Origin of the sequence: Sporofaciens sp. JLR.KK001, from assembly GCF_036941055.1 — a bacterium.
Taxonomy (GTDB): Bacteria; Bacillota; Clostridia; order Lachnospirales; family Lachnospiraceae; genus Sporofaciens.
On sequence record NZ_JAYMNO010000001.1, the window covers coordinates 2,167,441 to 2,191,474 of the forward strand.

The window sequence follows — 24,034 nt, forward strand, 5'->3', positions numbered from 1 at the left end:
AGTGGTGTATCAGCAGTAGGTAGGGGGTTCTCTTAAGATGAAATGCAGCTATTGCGGACATGAGATACCAGAAGGAATGGTATATTGTGGAAAATGTGGTAAGGAAGTCTGCATTGTCCCGGATTACAATCCTCTGGAGGATATGCTCACAGCGCAGATCAAGGATGCCATCAGCGGTGAAGAAGGTTATGGAGATTATATAGATTATGATTCTATAAGAAATACGGATCCCAGAAGAGGCGGAAGTGTTCCGGGACGCAATACCGGGAGGAATACCGGGGGAGGAGTGAGCCGGAGCACAAGCCGTAACATGGGAGGAGTGAGCCGAAGCACAAGCCGTAACATGGGAAGTACGGACCGGGGAATCAGCCGGAGTACGAGCCGTGATATGGGGGTGAGCCGAAGCACAGGCCGCAATATGGGCAATACAGGCCGGGGAGTGAATCGGAGTACGAGCCGTGATATGGGAGTGAGCCGGAATACTGGGAGCAACAGGCGGGATACGGGATTTCAGCGCGGGAATACCACAGGCAATCTGCCGGAACGTGAGAGGAAGCGCCGCCAGGCGGAGCGCAAGAAGGCGAAACGCCGCCAGAGGATGGGCTGCTTCTTCCTGATATTTCTTCTGCTTGCGGCGTTGGCCGGAAGCGGGATCACGCTGTATCTGAATTCCTATACTGGGTTCGTTGCCAGAGGAGACGAGGCGCGTAAGGCGGGAGAATACAACAAGGCGATCGACTTCTATGAGAAAGCCGTCAAGAAGGATGAAAGCAAAGCGGAGGCATATGTAGGGCTTTCCAAGGTCTATATCGGTAAGAATGATCTGGACTGGGCGGAATCTATTTTCCGGGAGGCAGTTAAGAAGCATCCGGACAATGCGGATATCTATGAAGGCTATGTGAAGTTCTATATGGATACGGATCAGAAGGATGAGATTCCGCTGCTTCTGGAGGATGTAGACGAGAAGGTGGCAGAACGGCTGGCGGGCTATATTACCAAGGCGCCGGAGTTTAGTCTGGATGACAAGGAACCATTCGAGGATGTGCAGGAGCTGTCACTGAATACGGAGGATGGCTATACCATCTATTATACGGATAATGGGGAAGAGGCGACGGTTGCGAGCACGAAGTATACGGAGCCGCTCCTGATCGGGGAAGGCGAGACGGTGATTACCGCTATCGCCGTGGATACCAAGGGGGTGCCAAGCCTTCCAGTGAAGAAGACTTATACGGTAGAGCTTCCCATTGTGGATGCGCCGGCGGTATCTCCGTCTACAGGACAGTATAATTCGGCAGTGCCGATTGAGATCAAGATACCGGAAGGGTATGCGGCGTATTATACGACCGACGGGGAAGACCCGACGCTTTCGTCTGCCCTGTATACGGGGCCGGTCGAGATGCCGGAAGGAGAGACGCTGTTCAAGGCGGTACTTGTGAACGGCAAAGGCCGGATGAGCGGGGTTACGACCAGGAATTATGTGCTGGAAACAGAGGCGGCGGAATAATTATCTGGTTATACTGAGCGGCAGATTTATCAGCCGTGAATGTAAATATTATAAAAAAGGAGATTAGGATTATGAAGTATGTATGTGATGTATGCGGATGGGAATATGATGAGGAGCAGGGATATCCGGAGGGAGGAATCGAACCGGGAACAAAATGGGAAGATGTTCCGGAGGATTTCCTGTGTCCGCTTTGCCAGGTAGGTAAGGACGAATTCTCAGAAGCATAGGGTGTTTTAAAGGGCTGTTGTCTGTGAGATCGGGCGGCGGCCTTTTCTTTTTTTCAGATATTTTTCGATTACATGCACCCAAATGTCGGTTTCATTTGTCTAATAGATGTAAGAGCAATAGGAAGGAGGAGAATAAGATGGATGCTTTGCTTGTGAAGCGCGCACAGAAGAATGACATGGACGCGTTCGTGGCTCTGATAGAGAAGCATAAGACGGGACTTTATAAAGTGGCAAAGAGCTATCTGAGAAGCGAGGAGGATGTGGCCGACGTGATGCAGGATACGGTATTATCAGCATATGAGCATATCCGGGAGTTGAAGAATGTGTCGTATTTTAAGACCTGGCTTACCCGGATATTGATCAATCACTGTAAGAATATGATAAGGCAGCAGAAGCGCTGTATTGTCTCAGAGGAGGTGCCGGAAACTTCCGATACGGTGCCGCCGGATGACAGAGAATTCTATGCGTTGGTGGGCGAGCTTCCGGAGGATTACCGTATGATCTTCCTGCTGTATTACGGGGAAGGTTTTCGTACCGGAGAGATCGCACAGATATTGGAATTGAATGAGAATACGGTGAAAAGCAGGCTGAGAAGGGGCAGGGAGAAATTAAAACATGTGCTGTGTTACTGAGATGCAGTGGGTAGTCAACACACTGGAATAGGAGGTTATGTAAATGAGAATATCTGAGAATCAGTTAAGGGAGACATTAAGCAGGGAAGTTCAGGTATCCGATCAGGTAAATGAGAGACTTCGCGATACCTATGAGATATTGGAGAAGAGACAGGAAGATTCAGGAAAGAAGAAGTATTACGGAAGAAATCTGCGGGCAGCGGCAGCAGCAGCGGCGATCATTTGCTGCGGAGTGCCGAGTATTGTCTACGCATCTGTGAAGACAGGGTTTTTCGAGGGAATGTTCGGCAATTCCACCAAGAAATCCACAGAGGTGATCCACAGGGAGATCGACGACGGCAAGGACGGAAAGGTTACCGTTGATATTCCGTCCAAAGAATTCGTACCGGTAGATGAGGCAAAGGCAGAAGCCATGATCGGGCAGTGGGTGACAGACGAACCGATCGTGAGGGAGATCGGAGAGCATACTCTGACGATAGAGAGCTTCGCTTATGACAAGAACGGGGCATGGATGTATTTCACCCTGGGACGAGAGGGCGGTGTGACGGCTCTGCAAGGTGATATGGATACCAATCTTACCAAAGGAGCATATTTTACGGATGATGCGGAATTCTATTTTAATCTGAACTGCGGCGAAGAGATATTTGGATGCGATAACATCTATATAGATATGGAGAAGAGTACGGATGAGCTGCTGTACTGTTCCGATTATATCCTCTGGTCGGAAGGGGTGGAGGAAGGCGATACGCCGAAGCTTTCCATCGAGAGGTATCCTTGTACACGCGGCGAACTGTATGCCATGTCTGACGAGGAGCGCGCGGCGGCGGATATTCAGACGGAAACCATCGAGCTGTCGGATAAAGGGCAGATCCCGGTTCAGAGTATCGACCTTGGAGAGAATGGATTTCTTGAGTATTCCCCGGTATCCGTCAGTGTGGATATGTCGAAGGGGATGGGGCTTTCAGACGAGGAAGCACAGGATCCGTATTATATGAAGCATCTGGAGATCAGGTATAAGGATGGGAGCAGTTATGTCGTATCGAATCAGGAAGGGTGTATCGAGAACAATGGATACGTGATGGGAGCCGGCGTGTGGTATAAGGCGGCATTCAACCGGCTGGTGGATACGGACGAGATCGCGGAGATCCTTGTGAATGATGTGAGGTTTCCGGCGGAATAGTATAGAGGAGAATCCCCGCGGGAATCGGATATTGTGATGTCCGGTTCCTGCGGGGATTCTTTTTTCAGACTGTGGCGTTCTTAGAAGTCAACTTCTGTTCCATAGTATGTACAGGTAAATAATTTCTCCATTGCGGTCGGATCGATCGCTCTTGGATTAGATCCGGTACAAGCATCGCCTACTGCGAGTTCTGAAATCTTCGCAATCTTTTCCTTAAATTCATCCTCATTGATTCCGAACTCTTTCAGAGTCTTAGGAATGTTAAGTCTTACATTGAAGTCATCGATTTTCTCACACAAGCTGTTGATCAGAGCTTTTTCGGAAGTTCCTGCAAGTCCCATCCTGCGCGCGATCTCCGCATAACGTTTGGCTGCTACCGGGTCCTTGGCGTTGTATTTAATTACATAAGGCAGATAGATTGCATTGGCGCAGCCGTGCGGTATATGACCGGTTGAAAATGCGGCGCCTGTCTTGTGAGCCATGGAGTGAACAATGCCGAGTAAAGCATTAGAGAATGCCATACCGGCCAGGCACTGTGCATAGTGCATCTGCTCTCTTGCTGTCATATCACATGCATAAGAAGCCGGAAGATAATCGAATACCATTTCAATTGCCTGTAATGCAAGAGGATCTGTAAAAGGTCCGTTTAATGTGGATACATATGCTTCAATCGCATGGGTCAGTGCATCCATACCTGTGTATGCGACCTGTTTTACCGGAAGCCCCATAACCAAATCCGGATCTACGATCGCAACATCCGGTGTAATATTGAAGTCAGCGAGAGGATATTTCACACCTGTCTGATAGTTCGTGATTACAGAGAACGCAGTTACCTCTGTAGCTGTTCCTGAGGTAGACGGGATCGCACAGAATTTTGCCTTCTGTCTGAGTTCCGGAAAATTAAACGGAATACACAAGTCTTCAAAAGTAGTCTCAGGATACTCGTAGAATGCCCACATAGCTTTGGCTGCATCGATCGGAGAACCGCCGCCCATAGACACGATCCAGTCGGGTTCAAATGCCCGCATTGCTTCTGCACCTTTCATAACGGTCTCTACTGACGGGTCAGGCTCAACACCTTCAAACAGTTCCACTTCCATTCCGCCTTCCTTCAGGTAATTTACAGCCCTGTCAAGGAATCCCTGGCGTTTCATAGAACCGCCGCCCACAACGAGGATGGCCTTATGTCCATTCAGGTTCTTAAGCTCTTCCAAACATCCTTTTCCATGATATACATCTCTTGGTAATGTAAATCTGCTCATTGCTTCCACTCTCCTTTGCTTGTTTTGTTAATTCTTTATCAAAATAATACTCCTGTTAAGAAATTAACGCAATATATTACACAAATTTTATTGTATTTTATCCGGTACAATCGTATGCGCAATTTAGATGAAAAAATCGAGGTCTATCGGGAGAAAATAGAAGGGAGTAAGAGGGAAGATGAAGAAGTCAGAGGGAGTTCGGAGAAGTGATCTGAAAAGGATTCCGGGTGTGGGGGCGAATATGGAGCGTCACCTAAATAATATCGGGATCAATTGTGTTGAGGATCTGAAGGGGAAGGAACCGGAGGAATTGTATCGTCTGGACAGTATCAAGAAGGGATACCGGGACGACCCTTGTGTGCTGTATGTAATGGCGGAGAAGTAAAGGAATAAATGAGGAAATCGATCAGGTAAACCGCTTGTACCAGCGATTGGTTGACGAGAAGAAATATGAAGATTTGGAACGGTCGACGCAAAAGAGCCAAATGTATTTTAGGAAGTGTTACTATTCACAGTCGGTTTGATGGATCGACAAATAAAGCGGAGCTGCAACACCGCTTTCAATGTTCTGATGTGTTTTTAGGAAGATTAGACCGAGAAGATTTCGGCAACCGTATAAGGATTCCCTTCGCATAATCGTTGCAACGCTTCGATTTCATTGATGCCATTACGACGGCAGGTTTCGATGTATGTTCGGTTGAGCGCATGGTTATCGGCCGCTGTCTCTGATTCAAACTGTCCCGATATTTTCATGTGGGATTTTACACCTCGAAGCCCGCGTTCACTGAGATTATTGGTGGTCGGCAGACTGAAATCCTCAACCCACAGGAAATAGTTTCTGCGGTATTGGGCAATTCTGGTAAGCAGAGTCCGCTCAAAGGATGCCCCGTAGTTGTTTGGATCAGACTCATTTTCACTCCATCCGTTTTTAAGGTATTCATCTATTTTATGATGAAACTCGTTTATGCAGGCTTCGTTGAAAGAACCCTCGCCCCGGGCTATGGCATCATTGCGATCCTTGATGGTTGCGCTGATATGCTTTTTCAGATCATCAGACCATTGATGGCAGGTATCATCCGTATTCTTCTGGCAGTCACGCTGAAGATGCTGATTACACTCGATATTCTCAAAGCTGTACTTTTCATTGTAGTTTACGGTGTTATGGTCGTGCATGGTTTTGGTATCCGATGTCAGGAGATTCAGTACATTGTCGTCATCAAGGCTTTCCATGTCTTTGTGTGCATGCGCTGTATAGTAGGCAATAGACTCGTCTCCATAAAATCGGAAACATGCTCTTTGCGCAAGAATGAAGATGACCGTGTCGTCCCAGTAAACGATCTTTCTTGTGATCAGGACAAGCTTCAGATCCTGGCGAAACTGGCGGAGCCCATTTGCGGCACGGGCCTGGAGTTTCGCAATGTATCCCTCACAGGGCATTAATTCACCGCCGGTGATTCCGGCAAGAAACATGGATGCTTTGTTCATAGCGGCATTGACGGTATTTGTGAGTGATAAAGCAAAAGCCTGCAATCCGCTGCCATACTGAACCTTCTCCTTGAGGTTTGGGGGTATCTGTGACCGGAATACAGTGCCGCAGTTGCTGCATTCGTAATAAAAGAATTCGTGTTTGATCTTAACGACTTTAATGCGTACATCGTATTCAAATTTAACTTCGGACTCGCCGGTTGGGGCGCAGTCTGTAAGCCCGCATTTTGGACAGCATTCATCGTCCTGTAATGGGTGCCCAACGGTATCTGTGATCTCAGATTCCTCCGGCGCTTCAAGGGCTGCTTTGGGATGTCCAGGCTGTCCGCCTTTCTTCCTGCCTGAACTGCGGCGGGAGTTTGGGATAACCTTGTTTTTATTTATCGGTGTCTGCGATGTTGGGGTACCGGTATTGCTGCCATCATGGTTAAGGAGAGCCTCCGCATGGGCAAGACGGTTCTGCAGTTCCTTGATAATGGCATCTTTTTCAGCGAGGGATTCCTGATAATTCTTTTTATGGAAATCGTTGGACTGCTTAAGGCTCTTAACTGAAGCCCGTAGTGAAGCTATCTGCTCCTGGTATCCCACGATGCGGTCTTTGAGTTTCGTGATTTCTGCCGTTGCTTTTTCAAAGTCACAGCGCAGATCGCCGGTATATTTAATCATAGATCACAGGGGCCTTTCTTAAAGTATTGGAGATGGAAGTGCATACTTTTTCATATGCCCTGATAGTAGCTTTTAGGGTTTTCACCTCAGACTGTAAAGAGGCGATTTCTGTTTCTTTCTCGGAAATGATTTTTTGAAAATCTCTGTTCCTTGCAGAAGCAGTATCTTCTTCCGTGGTGGTAACATTTTTCGAAGATGCTGTTCTGCCCCTGCGACCGGAAGATGGGATCAATTCCTTTGTTTCGGGATCGAGGGTACCAAGATATTTCCTCTTCGGTCTTGATTGCTTGGTAACAGGGTCATAGTGGGGAGTAGATTCGTAAACCCGGGTCTTTCCTGATTTTTTATCGAAGTGTTTAACAATAGTAGGCATAACGGTTTCTCCTTTCAATAGTGGCTATATATATTATATTACAACCACTACAAAAAGTCAATATGTAGTGGCTATATTTATTAATAAATAAAACCACCAAAAACAGTGCATTATGCCAATAAAAAAGCCACAATGGGAATTCATGAAACATCAGAAATTAAAATGGCTGTGAATGGTAACTAGGAAGTGTATTTTGTCGAAATATTTTGGTTGACAGAATATCACTTGTCCATTAAACTGGATTTAACAGAAAAAGATGAGAATTTCAGAGAGACTGTCATAGTCTTTAAACCGTCGTTTTTAGGCGGATTCTATTTTCTAAGAAGTCAATCCCAGGTTCAGGGAGATATCCATGACATAACAAGGAAAGTGAGAAATTTATTCAATATCATTGTTTATTCGGTCGCTTTTTGCTATAGTAGAATTAGAACAAAAAAGATATTGGTTCAAATCATCGTTCGCAGAATTTCTTAAGATAGTTTCTCTGTATCAAGTCTTAGATAAGGAGGAACTGCGCTTGAGGAAAAGGAAAAAGAAGAGAACCAGGACGAAAGATAAGACGGGAATAAAGAACAGGGAAAACACGAAGGATAAGAATAAAAATAAAAATGAAGCGTCCGCTATTCAGAAGCATGAAGATGCTGCGTTTAAGACCGCGATGAGGTATTTTGCGGAGGAGCTGCTTCCGTATTTGGGGATCAAGGGAGAGGTAAAAGGGTATGCGCCGACGGAAATCATACATCTGGAGTTAAAGCGTTTCTTGGAGGATTTCAATCTGATTATGGATGATGGTTCCTGGAAGCATTTTGAGTTCCAGAGTACGAATGATGGGACAGAAGACCTGCGCCGATTTCGGAGCTATGAGGCAGTGATGAGCCAGCATTATAAGGTGCCGATCACCACGTATGTGTTATATTCGGGGAATATTCGGAAGCCTATGACTGAATTGAAGGAAGGAGAGAATAGGTATCGGATTATCCCGATCATCATGAGGGATAAGAATGCGGATCGGCTCATCGAAGATCTTGAGCAGAAGGTGAAGGAAGGCGAGGACTTGAGCAGAAATGATCTGGTGCCGTTGTCTCTGTGTCTGCTGATGGGTGGGAAGATGGCGCTTGTGGATCGGGTGAAAGCAGCATTTGAAATTATCCGGAGGGTAAAGGGAGTTTGTGCGGAGGATGCAGCAAAGCTGGAGGCGGTGCTGTATGTGATGGCGGATAAGTTTCTGAAGCAGGAAGAGATGGAGAAGATAAAGGAGGAAATCAGCATGATGAAGTTGAGTCAGGTGTTGTTTGATATGGGTAAGGAAGAGGGAAAAAGTGAAGGAAGAAGTGAAGGAATAAATGAGGGAATCGATCAGGTAAACCGCTTGCACCGGCGATTGGTTGACGAGAAGAAATATGAAGATTTGGAACGGTCGACCAGAGATAAGGAATACCAGAGATCTTTATTTAAGAAGTATAGCATCCTATAGTCATAAAAATAGCCAGAATACCTTGCAAAATCAAGGAATCTGGCTATTTTTATACTTGATAATATTTGTTCAAAAATGTAATGAATTATCATCCTTCATTACATTTTTTTATACGAAAAAAACGTCAAAACTTCGTTTATCTACGTTATATTACCATGCAAAAATGGATTTGTCAACATTTTGGGAGGCTGTGCATGGGGTTTCTAATGCCATTTCTGTAAAAATCATCTAAAAAATCATTTAAAATCTGGAAAATATTTGTCTTCACATATCCTATTTGTAGAAAAATCGAATAAATACGGGAGAAAATCATTTAATCGCCGTCAAAATTCTAGTCAAAATCTGAAAGATTACTTTTTATGCAAAAATCGAATAAAATTCAGGGGAAGGCCGGGAGATGTTGATTTTACAGCCGTCAAAATTCTAGTCAAAGCATTTGAAGGGTACGAAAAATAGGGATATACCGGTTCTTTGTAATGAAGGATGATACTTCATTACATTTTTGACAGGGATATTGTGGATTGTGACGAGGTTACAGTTCGTCAAATATACATCTCAGCCGTCAGACATTACTTGTAATAGGAAAGGAGCCGCGGATATGAGAATTGAATTATTTGAACATAATCAGACAGCGTATCAAGCGGCTTTGGATATGCTGCAGACTGCGGGCAAAGCGGCGATTGTACATCCTACAGGTACAGGGAAGTCATTTATCGGATTTAAATTGTGTGAAGATTTCCCGGACAAAATAATCTGCTGGCTGTCGCCGTCGGAATATATTTTCAAAACGCAAGTAGAGAATCTTACGGCGAGCGGGGCATTTCACGGGGATGACCAGACTGTCAGCGGCGATCAGGAAAGGCATGTTCTTGAGAATGTCAAGTTCTATACCTATGCGAAGCTGATGACTATGACTGAGGAAGAATTAGGGGAAATAAGTCCTGACTATATTATATTAGATGAATTCCACCGCTGCGGTGCGAAGGTTTGGGGGCAGGGAGTAGAGAAGCTGTTGACAATATACTCGGACACGCCGGTGTTAGGGCTGTCGGCAACGGCGATCCGTTATCTGGACAATCAGAGGGATATGTCCGATGAGTTATTCGATGGAAATGTGGCTTCGGAGATGACCCTTGGCGAGGCGATCGTGAGGGGGATCCTGAATCCTCCTAAGTATGTTCTGTCTGTATTCTCTTATCAGAAGGATCTGGAAAAGTACCAGAAGCGGTTGAGGATGGCGAAGAACAAGGCAGTCCGGGATGAAGGAGAGCGGCAGTTGGATGCTCTGCGGCATGCCCTTCAAAAGGCAGACGGATTGGACGAGATCTTCCGAAAGCATATGAAGAATCCGGCAGGGAAATATATTATCTTCTGCGCGAACTACGAACATATGACGGAAATGATCGGGAAAGCGCCGGAGTGGTTTGCGAAAGTGGATAAGCAGCCGCATATTTACACTGTATACTCCGATGATCCGGCCGCAAGCCAGGCCTTTGCGGATTTTAAAGCGGATACGAGCGGGCATCTGAAGCTTTTGTACTGCATCGATATGCTCAATGAGGGAATCCATGTGGAAGATATTGAAGGAGTGGTCCTGCTTCGTCCCACGGTGTCGCCGATTATTTACAAACAGCAGATCGGACGGGCATTGTCGGCAAGTAAGAAGAAGGATGCGGTGATCTTCGATATCGTATTGAATATAGAGAATCTGCACAGTATCGGTACGATCGAAGAAGAGATGCAGATTGCAGCATCATACTATCACTATATGAACCGTAAGGATGAGATTGTAAATGAACACTTCAAAGTGGTAGATGAGGTGCAGGATTGCGTGGCGCTGTTCGAGAGATTGAATGAGACATTGACGGCTTCGTGGGATCTGATGTATGAATGCGCAAGGCGGTATTATCAGGAGAATGGGAATCTGGAAGTTCCGGTAAGATATCGGACAGAGGACGGTTACGGGCTTGGTCAGTGGATCCTTACGCAGCGCAGAGTCCGTGCCGGTGAGAAATATGGAGCGCTGGGTGAAGACCGCATCAGGAAATTAAACCGTATCGGGATGGTCTGGGGAAGTTATCGGGACCTGTCGTGGGAGCGGTATTACAAAGAAGCGAAGAACTATTATGAAAAGCACGGAGATCTGAATACTAATGTTAATACGGAGACAGATTCAGGAATCCGGCTGGGCTCGTGGATCTGCCAGCTTCGGACCTACAGGAAGAGCAGGATACAGCGGGGCTATCTGACGGAAGAAAGAGTGAAAGCGTTAGATGAGATCGGAATGATCTGGGATGTGCCGGATTATCTGTGGGAAGAGAATTATGCGGAATGCCTGCAGTATTACCGGGAGCACGGGAATCTTAATATTCCCAATGCTTACTGTTCGCCGAAGGGACTAAAGATCGGCGGATGGATCAGAAGGCAGCGTTTGCTTCGCAGAGGCAGCCGAAGCGATGGCAGAGACGGAAGCAACGGTGAAAAGGGCGGCACAGGCGCAGGACTTACGAAGGAACAGATTGCAAGACTTGATTCCATCGGGATGGTTTGGATGACGAAGCCGGAGCAGCAGTGGGAGAAAGGCTATGCCGAGGCATTGGCCTATTATAAGGAACATGGAAACTTAAATGTACCGGCAGGTTATGTAAGCCCGACGGGATATAAGCTTGGAAGCTGGATTGCGGACAGGCGGGAGAAGGGGAGAGGGAAGCATTCCCCGGAACGGCAGAAGCGGTTGGATGAGCTTGGAATGGTCTGGGTGAAGCCGGATTCCTGGGAGGTTCGCTATGGGCTTGCGAGAGCGTATTATGAAGAGTATGGCAACCTGAATATTCCATCGAAATACCGTGCGGAAGGCATTTGGCTTGCGAAATGGGTCAACGAGCAGAAGCAGATATTTGCCGGGAAGCGTAAAGGCAAGGCACTGCGGGAAGACCAGGTGCGGAGATTAGAGATGATCGGGATGGAATGGGAACGGCGTAAGAAGGATGGCCGGAACCAGAAAAGCCAGGATTATAATGAGACGTTGAAGAATGGACAGTCTCAGGAAGAGATTCAACAGAGTATTGCTTGATGATAGATAGTGAATGATTACTTTTTAGATATCCTTGCAGCAGGGGCACTTGGATATCTGAGGTATGACATATTCGGCGTTTGGAGGCTTGGCAGATTATTCGATATGATCTGCAAGACGGCAGACGGATTACTGTGGCAACAGAAAGGATCTGGGGGCATAGATGGCGAAGCATGCCTTATCGGACGAAGTGCTTCGCCATTATAATGTGGGACGGATGAATGGAGGATTATTTTGTATTATGTGATACAGGTTGCTACTGGAACAGAAGACAGAGTAGAAGAGCAGATCAGGGTGATGGTGGGAAATGAATTATATGATTCTTGCTTCCATCCAATGCGCCGGGTGAAGAAGAAATTCCGCGGGGAATGGAAAGAGATCCGTGAAAAATTGCTTCCGGGGTATGTATTTATAACGAGTAATTATATTCAGGAAGTGTATCAGAAGTTCAGACACGTGCCGGCTTATACAAAGCTGTTGGGAAAAGAAGGGGATCGGTTTATCCCTCTTTCTGGTTATGAAGTAAATTGGCTTGAACGGCTTATGGAATCTTCCGATCAAAAGATGGAAGTGCAGTTATCCCAGGTGTCTGTATCGGAAAATGATGAGATAACGATACTGTCCGGGCCGCTGAAGAATATGGAAGGATGTATCAAGAAGATCGATCTGCACAGACGGATCGCGAAGGTCGAGGTTGATTTTATGAACCGGAAGACGGTGATACATCTTGGAATTGAGATGGTAGAAAAAAAGAATAAGTACAATACATGATAGATTTTTGGATGAAGTTCCGTATGTATTTAAGATATTTTATGGTAGAAAGTAACGGCTCAGCTTATCTGAACTGTTACAGCAGAATAAGTATCATTGATTGGGAAAGGGGATTTTATTGATGGAAGGGTATCAAGAAGTCAATGAAATTAATCTGATAGATCTGATGTTTTATTGTTTGAAGAGATGGCGCTGGATTGTTGTGTGTATGATATTTTTCGCAGTTATTGCAGGGATTTATAAATATCAGGCGACGATCACGGAGAACCAGGTGAAGAAAGAAGAACAATCACATCAGTCTGTGACAAAATCGGTTGAAGGAGAAGCAGTTCCAGAACCGATTGTATTTGAAGATCCGGTTTCTTCGGCTGTCTCTTTTGCGGCGGTGGGAATGATCGGCGGGGCTGGATTGGTCTGTTTGATATGTTGTATGAGTTTTATAATGAGCGGAAAGCTGCAAAGTGAGAATAATTTTCAAGAGAAATTCGGAATGCCTTTGTTAGGGGTTATTCGTAAAAGCGAATCGAAGAAGAAGGTATTTCGATTTGTGGACCGGTGGATTCGCAAGTTGGAAGAAGGACCGTATGCGAAGATCCCGAGGAAAGAGCAGATCAAGATTGCGGCGGTGAATGTTCAGGCGGCGATTCATAGGAATCCGGAGGAAAAGATAAAGAGAGTCATGCTGGCGGGGAGCGTAAGCGGGGATGATGTGATAGAAGTCTGTGAACAGTTGGCGGAAGAGATTGAGGATGTTACGTTTTCGCCGTATAGACAGGTAGTGTTCCATGCGGCGGCGCTTAAGAAGTTAGAGTATTATGAAGGGGTTCTGTTTATTGAGAAGAAGGGCGAGTCTTATGAGAGGCTGATCAGGCAGGAGAGGGAGTTGGCTGTTGACAGGAGTATAAAAGTGCTGGGAGTGATTGTATGCTAAAGGAGGTTCGGATTAAAAATTGGATCAAAGATTTGCAGATATAAAACCTTTTGAATCAAAGATATGGTTGTCATCGCCAACGATGCATGGTGATGAACAGAAATATGTAGATGAAGCAATTATGACCAATTGGGTGTCTACAGTAGGGACGAATATTAACGAGGTAGAACAAAGTGTTGCAGAGAAGATTGGAAGAAAATGTGCAGTAGCGTTGTCTGCAGGTACGGCTGCATTACATTTGGCTATAAAACTCTGTGGAGAAAAGCTATATGGAAAACCTAAGATTGGCCACGGTGCTTTAGAGGGACATAAGGTATTCTGTTCAGATATGACTTTTGATGCCACGGTGAATCCTGTCGCCTATGAGGGAGGAGAAGCTGTATTTATCGATACGGAGTATGATACTTGGAATATGGATCCGCAGGCATTGGAAAAAGCATTTCAGAATATCTATGAACCCATTTGACGCAGAAAAGTCAGAGCCGAATTACTGGATGTCCTGGATGATCATTGATAAGGATGCATTATGCAAAGCATATTCGGGGAGAAAAAGATGCTTTGTACATAAGTGAACCAGGGAAAGATATTAGAAGTATTGGAAACATTTAATGTAGAAGGAAGGCCCACCTGGAAATCCATGCATATGCAGCCTGTGTATCGGATGAATCCTTTTGTAACAGTTGAAGGCAATGGAAGAGCATGCAGTAATGCGTATATTCAGAATACGAGTGTAGATGTAGGCATGGATATATTTGAACGGGAACTATGTCTGCCAAGTGATAATAAGATGACTGCTGAACAACAGGATATAGTGATTAAGATTATTAGAAGATGTTTTGAAAAGAGTGGAAGTCATTAAGGGAAGGATACCTGTGAAAAATGCACATAAGCCATACGAGATTTAAGAGAAATATTTTAAGAGATTGTTGGATGTAATTTGCAGTTTACTGGCTATCATCTTTTTTTGGTGGTTATATGTAGTGATTGCAGTTCTTGTGCGTATTAAATTGGGAAGTCCTGTTCTATTTGCGCAAGATAGACCTAGGCAAGAATGAAAAAATATTTAAGTTATATAAGTTTCGGACTATGACAGATGAAAGAGATAAAGATGGAGAATTATTGCCGGATAGTGTTAGGCTAACAGCTTTTGGAAAATTTCTTCGTGCAACATCTTTGGAGGTAAACGATATAATAAGACAAACCACGGAAAGCCTTGAAAACAAAGGGTTTCACGAGGTTAGTCCAATTCATTTCTTGACGGGTCGCGACCTATTTTCTGAAAGAATAGTATTATTTGATATAGATGGTGGTATGAAGTTTTTGGCTTGGAATCAAGTCCAGGAGGTGCTTCATGCTACCTAAGTATGCGTTTTGAAAGGAACGACCAAATTAGATTGTCTCCTAGTGAGTTCCTATAGAGCGCTCTCTGCCAGGGGAGACTCTGGCGGAGATTTTATAAGAGAATGATTTGCTTGAAGATAGAAGCGGAAAGCATAGATTGAGGAAAGGTGATTACTACGATGAAGTATGTTACTGAACAATTTGTTGCAAAAATAAAAGCACCGATTGTGTGCAAGTTTGATGGACAAGAGCTTAACTTTGATACAGGTGAATCGCTCGCAACATATCAATTTGATAAGAAGTATAAGGTGGATTCAGTTTCAATAGAGAATGGGAGAGCAGTAATTACTTTAACCGAGCTGCCTGTACCAATGATTAATTCTGTTGGGGACGAACTTGTTTCCGGAGATAACTGGATAGAAGAACATAAGAGGTGTTACGGAAAAGAGCCGAACCTTTTTGAAGGTGCCTAAAATGAAAAGGCTTTTGATTATCGGCGCTGGCGGACACGGCAAAGTAGTGGCTGAAACTGCTGTGGCTTGTGGATATGAGATTTCCTTTTTAGATGACAAGCTGGGTGAAGGTGTAGTGGGAGAAGTATCCGATTTGGAAAGATTCGTTGATCAATACGATGAATTCTTTGTAGGGATTGGAGATAACAAAACCAGACGAGATATATCCGGCAGGTTTCTGAAAATTGGCGCTGAGATAGCAATTTTAGTTCATCCTACAGCTTATGTTAGTCTGACAGCGAAGCTTTCTAAGGGAGCGATCGTTGAACCAATGGCATTGGTGAATACAAATAGCGTCATTGGTGCAGGGGTCATTGTTAGCGTTGGTTCTGTAATTGACCATGATGTGGTTGTAGGTGATTATGCGCATATAAATGCCGGTTCGATATGTAAGGGCGGGGCGATAATTGCTTCTGAAAGAAAGTTAGAAGCCGGAGAAATGGTCATGGCTATAATTGAAAAACCTTGTCCGGTATATTATTGAGATGACAAAACATGGAGATAAAATAGATGTCGCATAACGCTCAAAAACGTTCAAATGATGATTATAAGAATCCCATGGAGGGGAGAAAAGTAATCTTTATTGAGGATAGCAGTGACAAAGAAAATGCTGATGGAGTTCGTGGTCATTTAGAAGCTATTGGTAATAGTGATTATAGAGCCGGAATATATGAAAAGTGCGTCAAGAGAATTATTGATATAGCTCTGTCCGGAATTGGTTTGGTTGTACTTTCACCAGTCTATCTTATTGTAATAATTGCAATAAAAATTGATGACCCGGGTCCCGTTCTCTTTACTCAAAAGAGAGTGGGGAGGAATAAAAAGTACTTTAAATTGCATAAATTTAGGTCTATGAAGATGTCCACGCCTCACGATGTTCCGACGCATATGTTGGACAATCCGGATCAGTATATTACGAAGGTAGGTCGTCTCATGAGGCGGACCAGCATCGATGAATTACCTCAGGTTTGGGACATTTTCGTGGGTAATATGTCGATCATAGGCCCAAGACCTGCGCTCTGGAATCAGGATGTCCTGGTGGCTGAAAGAGATAAATATAACGCCAATGATGTGAAGCCGGGATTGACCGGATGGGCTCAGATCAACGGAAGAGATGAGTTGGAAATACCTGATAAAGCAAAACTGGATGGAGACTATGTAAAAAAAATTAGTTTTCCGTTTGATGTGAAGTGCTTTGTCGGAACCATCTTCTCTGTGGTAAAGAGCGATGGCGTTGTTGAGGGCGGTACAGGAGAGTTACATAAAAAGGAGAAGAACCAGTGAAAAAGGTATTGATCACCGGTGCAAATAGTTATATAGGTGTATCCTTTGAGAATTATGTTCGTGAGCACTATGGCTCAGAGCTTTCAATAGAAACTGTTGACATGATTGACGATAGCTGGAAAGAAAAAGATTTCTCTTCATACAATGTTGTTTTTCATGTTGTTGGTATTGCTCACGCTGATGTTGGAAATGTAAGCGATGAGGTTAAGGCAAAGTATTATGCAATTAACACTGATCTTGCTATAGAGACAGCTAAGAAGGCGAAGGCAGAAGGCGTTAAGCAGTTTGTTTTCATGTCTTCATCGATTGTCTATGGCGATTCGGCTCCGTATGGAAAGCAGAAGAGGATTACGGCTGATACAGAACCGAAACCTGCAAATTTTTATGGAGATAGCAAGTGGCAGGCTGACAAAGGTGCTAGAGAACTGGCGGATGACAGTTTCATTGTAACTGTTCTCAGACCACCAATGATCTATGGCAAGAACAGTAAGGGTAATTATCCTATGCTTGCTAAGATGGCGAAAAAATTGCCAATATTTCCAGATGTGCAGAATGAGAGGTCGATGCTTTACATAGAAAACCTCTGTGAGTTCCTATGCCAGGTAATGATAAGAAGAGAAGGTGGTATCTTCTGGCCTCAGAATGCTGAATATACCAGGACTTCAGAGATGGTAAAAATCATCGGAGAGGTAAGCGGACATAAGGTCAAAGTGTCTAAGGCATGGAATTGGGTTGTCAGCCTTGCATTACATATTCCCGGTAAGATTTCAGGTCTGGCAAACAAGGCTTTTGGAAATATGAGCTATGAACAGAACATGAGCCAATATGATTTCAAATATCAGAAAGTTTCATTAAAAGAAAGTATTAAGAGGACGGAAGGCTAATGGCGGAACAAAAAAAAGCATTGCAGCTTGCATCAGTTGCTTCAATGATAGATCAATTTAATATTCCGAACATCCAGATTCTTCTCGATTTAGGTTATAAGGTAGATGTTGTAGCAGATTTTACACATCCAGGAACTATTACAAACGATAGAGCAGAAGATTTGAAAAGTCGTCTCAACGATATGGGAGTTCGTGTGATTGATATAGCAATACCACGATCACTAAATCCAAGTGCTGTCATGTCTGCGTACAAACAAGTTAAAAAACTAATTACATCTGAACACTACGACCTCATACATTGTCACAGTCCTATTGGTGGAGTTATCTGTAGACAAGCAGCTAAGAGTGAAAGAAAGAATGGAACCAAGGTTATTTATACAGCCCACGGTTTCCATTTTTATGATGGAGCACCGCTTAAGAACTGGATGATTTTTTATCCGATAGAGAAATATTTCTCCCGCTGCACCGATGTGTTGATTACAATTAACAAGGAAGACTATAAGAGAGCATCGGAGAAGTTCAAAGCCAGAAAGGTTGTCTATATTCCAGGAGTGGGTGTGGATACCGAGAAGTTCGCTGTATGCAAAGTGGATAAAAGAACTAAACGTTCAGAATTGGGAGTGAAGGATTCTGACTTCATCCTACTGTCAGTAGGTGAGCTTTCAGAACGTAAGAATCAGAAGGTTATCATTGATGCTCTTCATATGATAAAAGAAGAGGGGAATATCGATGATATCGTATACCTTGCTGTAGGCAAGGGTGATCAGGAAGAAGAGTTCAGAAGATTAATTAGGGAGTACGGATTGGATGATCACATCAAACTTCTAGGTTTCCGGGCAGATATTGATGAACTGTGTGAGATTGTTGATTGTTTTGTACATCCGAGTATCCGAGAGGGATTGGGAATAGCATCTCTTGAAGCGATGGCTGCAGGACTACCACTGATATCAGCGAATGTGAATGGTATTAAGGATTACACAGAAGATGGTGTGTCTGGATATTGCATTGATCCGACTAATGTTGATGCGATGGTGAAAGCTATCAAACATATGTATGACGATGAAACCTTCCGAAATAACTGTGCCTCGAATAACTTCAAAACAGCAAAGACCTTCGATATAAGGCACACTGACGAAATTATGTCTGATGTATATCGGGGGGGGGGATATAGACATCTCTTAAGCATTGCAGTTCGTCAGGAGAAAAGAGAAGAACTTGGTCTGGGATTATCAGACTTTGTGGTCATCTCTATAGGGGAACTTAATGACAATAAGAATCACAGAGTTATTATCGAAGCATTAGCTGATGTTCCTGATGCCAAGTATGTGATTGTCGGAAAAGGAAATCTTGAAGAACAGCTAAGAAAGTTAGCTGTTGAGCACGGAGTCTCTAATCGTGTTATTCTGACAGGTTTCCGTACTGATGTAAGAGACTTACTATGGATGTCTGATTGTTTCGCATTTCCCAGTAAGAGGGAAGGACTTGGGATTGCGGCATTGGAAGGAATGTCCGCAGGACTTCCAGTCATCGGTCATGGCATTGGGGGTATCAGGAACTTCGTTATAGATGGGGAGACCGGATGGCTGTGTGGAGATGATAATGATTACAAACAAAAACTAAGATTTACAAAAGAAGAGGGCGATTTATTCAGAATGTCACTCTTGTGTAAAAGGAAAGCGGAGCATTTCTCTGTTTCAACTTCAAACAGAATTATGAAGAAAGAGTATTAGGAGATTGGACAGTTAATGAAAGTATTACACTATATTTATGGCTTGAATATAGGCGGGGCGGAGTCCTTTTTACTAAATTTTTTAAGCTCAGTTCATACTGTAGATTGTACTTTTGATTTTTGCATTCAATCTAACACTATTGAGAATAAAGATTTAGAAAAAGCAATAATCCGGCAGCATGGTCATATCCATTTTATTGCTCCGTATAATAAAAGGCCTTTAAAAAATAAAAATGATTTTAAAAGATTGGTTCAAGAATGCCACTATGATGTGGTTCACTTTCACCTAAATTCTCTTTTAAATCTTTTCCCAATTGTTATTTGTGTTAAAGAGGGAATCAAAGTGATTGTTCATTCTCACAATTCAAAATCAAATGGAGGACTGCTTGGAAATGCTCTTCACCGTATCAATAAGAATAGAATCAGGAAGCTTGATATAGGAAGACTATCCTGTGGAGTTGAAGCGGGAGAATGGTTTTTTGGGGATGAAAAGTATTGCATAATAAATAATGGGATTATTTCAGAGAAGTTTAAATATAATAACCATATAAGAAAAATAATAAGGGAACTGTATAAAATTCCCTCCGAATGTACGGTCATAGGTCACGTTGGAAGATTTTCAGAGCAGAAAAACCACAAGTTCATTGTTGATGTATTTTATGAGTATCATATAAACAATAAAAACTCTTTCCTCATGTTAATTGGCGATGGAGAGAGAAAAGATGATATCCTTGAAAGAGTTAAGAAAAAGGGATTAGATAAAAGTGTTATTTTCTGCGGAAACGTTGTCAATGCAAATGAGTGCTTGGCTTCTATGGATGTTATGTTGTTCCCTTCTCTTTACGAAGGCCTACCATTTACATTGATAGAGGCACAAGCTGCAGGTGTACCAATACTTGCTTCTGATGTTATATCAAAAAACGTAAGCATTACCAATTTGATTACATTCAAATCATTAAATGACAGTCCAGAGTCTTGGTCTACTGCATTAATGAATTCAATAATAAAATCAGAAGAACAAGAGAGAGTACAATATTCTGAAGCTGTAAAGGATACAGAATATGATAGTGAGCAGACGGCTATTAAGTTGATGAAGTATTATAGGGAATTGTAATTAATGCGATTAAAGGATTCGCGACATTTTCTGCTTGGTTAGAGAAAATAGATGAATTTGGATTTTTCAAGGGTACAATAAATAGGGAGCAAGATATGCGAATTATATATAATCAGAACAAAAGTAAATTACTTTCATTTTTACTTTTGTTAATGCCTATATTCAATATGTATGAACTTCCGGGGGGAAGAGGAACTATAGCCGATCTTGCGCTTGTACTTATGTTTGCTATAGCAGTTTCCCGAAGCGTTCTTTCCCATAATGTTAAGCTGGTGCCGTCACTGTTTTTATTTGCTATATACCTGGTTTTTGATGGTTTTGCAACAATGACTTACACCAATTCTCCGTCTGGTCAGCATATGACATATACAATTAGATATTTGTTGTATTTTATTATATTTGCTATTTGTTTTAAGAATTATCTTGACATCAACTTTACAATAAAACTTTACGGGGGGTTTTGCGTATTAAGTACGATATGGCTATTAATGCAATATATACTGATGGTTTTCTTCCACATATATTTGCCAGGATTCATAGCGAGATTTGTTACGAGAGAAGAATTGCTTACTGACTACCTTTATGTTAATCATACTATTTTTTATAGGCCAAGGTCTTTTTTTGAAGAGCCCGCTCACTATGCGATATATGTAATAGGCTTTTTGATCATCTTATTACTCACAAGTGATACTTCAAAAAAAATCTCATTAAAGATTTTTCTTTCATTTGGAATAGTTCTTTCCGGTTCGACTACAGGCTTGGCTATGCTGGCTCTTGCGTGGATGGTCTATGTTTACAGACTATTTAGGGAAAAAAAGATTACCACAAAAACATTATCATTGATTGTTGGTTTACTTGGAGCTTTATATGTTGCATTACAAAGCTCGACAGCACAAATATTAATTAGAAGAACATTTCAAAGTAATGAAGCTTCTTCAGGGCGATTCGAAAATGTTATGGAGGCACTTAGTCCCAAATCAGCACTTGAGTTTTTCTTTGGAAGAGGGGCTTATGTACCAGCTATAAGCGATGATGTGGGATGGTTGCCAGGATGGCCACTTATTTATAAATGTTATGGAGCAATAGGATTAATTCTTTTTTTTGCAATATTATTTTCATTGTTTCTGTATGGCAATAGGAATCAAAAGATTTTCATTGCACTATTCGTTCTACTGAATATAGGCACTGAAATGGTTACAATGTCATTTGTGTTTCCGTACATGGCATATATCGTATGTGGCATGATGCTGGACAAAAGAATCTTTGATGGCGCAAGAATGGAACATAACCTGACTATAACGAATTATAGTCTTATAGATGAAAAGCGAGGATAAGGCGGCAAGGAATAGCCATAAGCTCAGGAGAATTATGAATAAATTAGTCACTATTATTATTCCTATATATAAGAAAGAAGATACGTTGGCTTCCTGTCTGGAGACTGTAATTAACCAAAGCTATAGAGATATAGAGGTTATTCTTATTAATGACTGCTCACCGGATCGTTGTTTAGAAATATGTAATAGTTACAGTCTAAAATATGAGTTTATCAAAATTATAGATCTTAAAGAAAATCACGGGGTTTCGTATGCCAGAAATCAGGGACTGGCAATTGCTTCAGGTGGATATATTACTTTTATTGATGCAGATGATGCTGTAGATACACACTATGTGCGAGATATGGTACAGAAGATAGGTGAAGCAGATATTCTGATGACCTCCATATACAGGGATTATAATGGGGATGTGCTTGAGATGTCTCGCTATGAAGCCATCGACTATATTTATCGAAAAGATGGATATGAGGGAGGTGTCGTTGGTAAACTATTTAGGAAAGAGGTTGCCATAGAGAACGAATTCCCTGTTGATGTCAAGATTGGGGAAGATGCATATTATCTATTTAATTGCATACAAAAATCAAATAAGTGCATCTACTATAAAAAACAATTATATCATGTCAGACAGTCTAAGTATAATTCGGGGAATTGGATGCCTTTTGAGAAGGTATACGATACGGTTCGATTGCTGGATTACATCATAAGAAAAACTAATGATACATTTGGCAGATGTCCCCAAAGCGTATACGAAGCGTTGTTTGAAAGAAGTATAAATGTGTTTATGAGATCTAGATACAAGGATGTTCCTAACGAAAAAAAGAAAAGGATTAGAGAGAATATAATAAACTACTACAAGCGTTTTGGTATTAAAGGTTTGCCAGCGAGATATGCAATATCAGGAATTATGTATTTACTATTCCCAATTGCATACGCCAACGTAATTTATCGGATTTATATAAGAAGCTGATGAATGTTGTTGATTTGATGAGCAAACATAAAGTGATAGGAGTGGATACGATGAGTGAATACTTGCTAAGTATTGTTGTTCCAACAAAGAACAGATATAAATTTTTATATTCATTAATTAAACAGATATGTTATATCAATGACAAAAGAATAGAACTTGTAATCCAGGATAATACGGAAGATAACAAGGAATTCGAAGGATATTTAAATGATCATTCTTTCCCGTTCATTCATTATTATTGGGATGATAAACAATATACCGTGTGCGAGAACAGTGATTTAGGAGTACTACATGCAAAAGGCGAGTATATATGCTTTGTAGGAGATGACGATATTGTTTCACGGCATTTGATTGGATTTATTGAGAAAATGCAGGAGGAAGGTATCGATGGAGCCATATTTAACAGAGCCGTTTATGATTGGCCCGGAGTTACCCGAGTTGCAACACATACTTTCAATGTTACGATTCCTCGGTTTACGGGTGAAAAGATTCACCTTAACGGAACTAAAGAGCAACATAAAATACTGCAAAGGTGTGGAACTTCATTAGGAAGGTTACCTTCTTTATACCAAGGGGTAATCAGGAAAAGCGTCCTAGATAAAGTAAGGGATGCATGCGGCACATATTTTCCGGGGCCAAGCCCTGATATGGGGATAGCTATTGTTTTACCGTATTATATAGGGGAATACGTATATTGTGATCTGCCGCTGGTTTCTTCCGGAGCTTCGCCTAAAAGCGCTGCGGGTTTAGGCGCTAAACATCAGCATAAGGGAGAGTTGAAAAACAAATCATTTTTGCCATCTGATATCGAAGAACAGTGGGAGAAACGAATTCCTATGATATGGACAGCAGAAACAATATACGCGCAGTCAATATTTGCGGCGCTAAAGAATGCAAAAAAGGAACACAATCTTAAATTATTCAATTTCGAGTATTTATATGCTGGATTTGCTATGTTTGAAAGGGATTACAAGGGGCTATTAAAGAACCCGAATATAGAGGGTACATACAATAAAGGTAAATACAATCTATATTATGCAAGTTTGTTTATTCAAAGAATATACTGGTTTATATACAATAGAACTATCAAAAGACTGAATTTAGACGGCACGAAGCATTATGATGACATCAAAGATTCGTTTGCAGCCATGAAAATTATAGATGATGAGATAAAGTCCAAGGGGTTCTAAGGATTATCTAAAGCAGCATTAACTGATAAATGTAATGATGTTGCAAAGGGGATAGTCTGTTTATAATTTTATTGGCAACTATTCTTTTATTGGATTGCGGA

The 24,034-nt window shown here is 42.4% G+C and carries 21 protein-coding genes and 2 pseudogenes; 20 read left to right on the forward strand and 3 right to left on the reverse strand.

The genetic code is table 11. The features are described from left to right. Positions 1 to 37 precede the first annotated feature (37 nt). The 4 genes from VSQ62_RS11370 to VSQ62_RS11385 all read left to right on the forward strand — a co-directional run bounded on the left by VSQ62_RS11370 (position 38) and on the right by VSQ62_RS11385 (position 3,543). Positions 38 to 1,504 carry a chitobiase/beta-hexosaminidase C-terminal domain-containing protein gene (locus VSQ62_RS11370; protein ID WP_334635033.1) on the forward strand — a complete coding sequence of 489 codons (1,467 nt, stop codon included), beginning with the start codon at positions 38 to 40 and terminating at the stop codon, positions 1,502 to 1,504. A 71-nt stretch (positions 1,505 to 1,575) separates the two neighbouring features. Then, on the forward strand, positions 1,576 to 1,731 hold the full coding sequence (locus VSQ62_RS11375; RefSeq protein WP_334635034.1) for a rubredoxin: 156 nt from the start codon (positions 1,576 to 1,578) through the stop codon (positions 1,729 to 1,731). Between the two features lie 137 nt (positions 1,732 to 1,868). Beyond that, positions 1,869 to 2,363: an RNA polymerase sigma factor gene (locus tag VSQ62_RS11380; RefSeq protein WP_334635035.1), complete on the forward strand. Its 495-nt coding sequence runs from the start codon at positions 1,869 to 1,871 to the stop codon at positions 2,361 to 2,363. A gap of 43 nt (positions 2,364 to 2,406) precedes the next feature. Beyond that, positions 2,407 to 3,543 carry a hypothetical protein gene (locus tag VSQ62_RS11385; protein ID WP_334635036.1) on the forward strand — a complete coding sequence of 379 codons (1,137 nt, stop codon included), beginning with the start codon at positions 2,407 to 2,409 and terminating at the stop codon, positions 3,541 to 3,543. 80 nt (positions 3,544 to 3,623) lie between these two features. On the opposite strand, the gene VSQ62_RS11390 is transcribed toward VSQ62_RS11385, so the two are convergent. Continuing rightward, positions 3,624 to 4,805 (reverse strand): iron-containing alcohol dehydrogenase, encoded by a 1,182-nt coding sequence (locus VSQ62_RS11390; RefSeq protein WP_334635037.1) that lies wholly within the window; start codon positions 4,803 to 4,805, stop codon positions 3,624 to 3,626. A gap of 178 nt (positions 4,806 to 4,983) precedes the next feature. On the opposite strand from VSQ62_RS11390, the gene VSQ62_RS11395 reads away from it, so the two are divergent. Beyond that, positions 4,984 to 5,190 carry a helix-hairpin-helix domain-containing protein gene (locus VSQ62_RS11395; RefSeq protein ID WP_334635038.1) on the forward strand — a complete coding sequence of 69 codons (207 nt, stop codon included), beginning with the start codon at positions 4,984 to 4,986 and terminating at the stop codon, positions 5,188 to 5,190. A 203-nt stretch (positions 5,191 to 5,393) separates the two neighbouring features. Here the strand turns inward: VSQ62_RS11395 and VSQ62_RS11400 are convergent, their stop codons facing one another. Together VSQ62_RS11400 and VSQ62_RS11405 are read right to left on the reverse strand one after the other, a co-directional pair. Continuing rightward, positions 5,394 to 6,956 carry an IS66 family transposase gene (locus VSQ62_RS11400; RefSeq protein WP_334635039.1) on the reverse strand — a complete coding sequence of 521 codons (1,563 nt, stop codon included), beginning with the start codon at positions 6,954 to 6,956 and terminating at the stop codon, positions 5,394 to 5,396. After that, positions 6,949 to 7,329 (reverse strand): hypothetical protein, encoded by a 381-nt coding sequence (locus tag VSQ62_RS11405; RefSeq protein WP_120397166.1) that lies wholly within the window; start codon positions 7,327 to 7,329, stop codon positions 6,949 to 6,951. The genes VSQ62_RS11400 and VSQ62_RS11405 overlap by 8 nt, the downstream gene beginning before the upstream one ends. 517 nt (positions 7,330 to 7,846) lie before the next feature. Here VSQ62_RS11405 and VSQ62_RS11410 point away from each other — a divergent pair. The 15 genes and pseudogenes from VSQ62_RS11410 to VSQ62_RS11480 all read left to right on the forward strand — a co-directional run bounded on the left by VSQ62_RS11410 (position 7,847) and on the right by VSQ62_RS11480 (position 23,933). Further along, the gene (locus VSQ62_RS11410) at positions 7,847 to 8,803 is read left to right on the forward strand and encodes a hypothetical protein (protein WP_334635040.1); all 957 of its coding nucleotides are present in this window, start codon (positions 7,847 to 7,849) and stop codon (positions 8,801 to 8,803) included. 598 nt (positions 8,804 to 9,401) lie between these two features. After that, positions 9,402 to 11,876, forward strand: a complete 2,475-nt coding sequence (locus VSQ62_RS11415; RefSeq protein WP_334635041.1) for a Helicase associated domain protein — start codon at positions 9,402 to 9,404, stop codon at positions 11,874 to 11,876. 243 nt (positions 11,877 to 12,119) lie between these two features. Then, positions 12,120 to 12,647 carry an antiterminator LoaP gene (loaP, locus tag VSQ62_RS11420; RefSeq protein ID WP_334637637.1) on the forward strand — a complete coding sequence of 176 codons (528 nt, stop codon included), beginning with the start codon at positions 12,120 to 12,122 and terminating at the stop codon, positions 12,645 to 12,647. 121 nt (positions 12,648 to 12,768) lie between these two features. Beyond that, entirely contained in the window at positions 12,769 to 13,578 is an 810-nt protein-coding gene (locus VSQ62_RS11425) for a hypothetical protein (protein WP_334635042.1), read from the forward strand. Positions 13,579 to 13,660: 82 nt separating this feature from the next. Then, a pseudogene (locus tag VSQ62_RS11430) lies at positions 13,661 to 14,437 on the forward strand (DegT/DnrJ/EryC1/StrS family aminotransferase). A 64-nt stretch (positions 14,438 to 14,501) separates the two neighbouring features. Then, positions 14,502 to 14,757, forward strand: a pseudogene (locus VSQ62_RS11435) (sugar transferase); the annotation flags it as partial. A gap of 341 nt (positions 14,758 to 15,098) precedes the next feature. Beyond that, positions 15,099 to 15,392 carry a hypothetical protein gene (locus VSQ62_RS11440; RefSeq protein WP_334635043.1) on the forward strand — a complete coding sequence of 98 codons (294 nt, stop codon included), beginning with the start codon at positions 15,099 to 15,101 and terminating at the stop codon, positions 15,390 to 15,392. A 1-nt stretch (position 15,393) separates the two neighbouring features. After that, a complete protein-coding gene (locus VSQ62_RS11445; protein ID WP_334635044.1) occupies positions 15,394 to 15,915 on the forward strand; it encodes a PglD-related sugar-binding protein in 522 nt (173 codons plus the stop codon). Positions 15,916 to 15,941: 26 nt separating this feature from the next. Then, a complete protein-coding gene (locus VSQ62_RS11450; RefSeq protein WP_334635045.1) occupies positions 15,942 to 16,715 on the forward strand; it encodes a sugar transferase in 774 nt (257 codons plus the stop codon). Then, entirely contained in the window at positions 16,712 to 17,599 is an 888-nt protein-coding gene (locus VSQ62_RS11455) for an NAD-dependent epimerase/dehydratase family protein (protein ID WP_334635046.1), read from the forward strand. The genes VSQ62_RS11450 and VSQ62_RS11455 overlap by 4 nt, the downstream gene beginning before the upstream one ends. Next, a complete protein-coding gene (locus VSQ62_RS11460) occupies positions 17,599 to 19,329 on the forward strand; it encodes a glycosyltransferase (protein ID WP_334635047.1) in 1,731 nt (576 codons plus the stop codon). The genes VSQ62_RS11455 and VSQ62_RS11460 overlap by 1 nt, the downstream gene beginning before the upstream one ends. A gap of 15 nt (positions 19,330 to 19,344) precedes the next feature. Then, complete coding sequence (locus VSQ62_RS11465) at positions 19,345 to 20,442, forward strand: glycosyltransferase (RefSeq protein ID WP_334635048.1); 1,098 nt, start codon at positions 19,345 to 19,347, stop codon at positions 20,440 to 20,442. Between the two features lie 95 nt (positions 20,443 to 20,537). Beyond that, complete coding sequence (locus VSQ62_RS11470) at positions 20,538 to 21,776, forward strand: O-antigen ligase family protein (RefSeq protein ID WP_334635049.1); 1,239 nt, start codon at positions 20,538 to 20,540, stop codon at positions 21,774 to 21,776. A gap of 34 nt (positions 21,777 to 21,810) precedes the next feature. Then, the gene (locus VSQ62_RS11475; RefSeq protein WP_334635050.1) at positions 21,811 to 22,743 is read left to right on the forward strand and encodes a glycosyltransferase family 2 protein; all 933 of its coding nucleotides are present in this window, start codon (positions 21,811 to 21,813) and stop codon (positions 22,741 to 22,743) included. A 50-nt stretch (positions 22,744 to 22,793) separates the two neighbouring features. Next, positions 22,794 to 23,933: a glycosyltransferase gene (locus VSQ62_RS11480; RefSeq protein WP_334635051.1), complete on the forward strand. Its 1,140-nt coding sequence runs from the start codon at positions 22,794 to 22,796 to the stop codon at positions 23,931 to 23,933. The last annotated feature ends 101 nt before the right edge of the window (positions 23,934 to 24,034 follow it).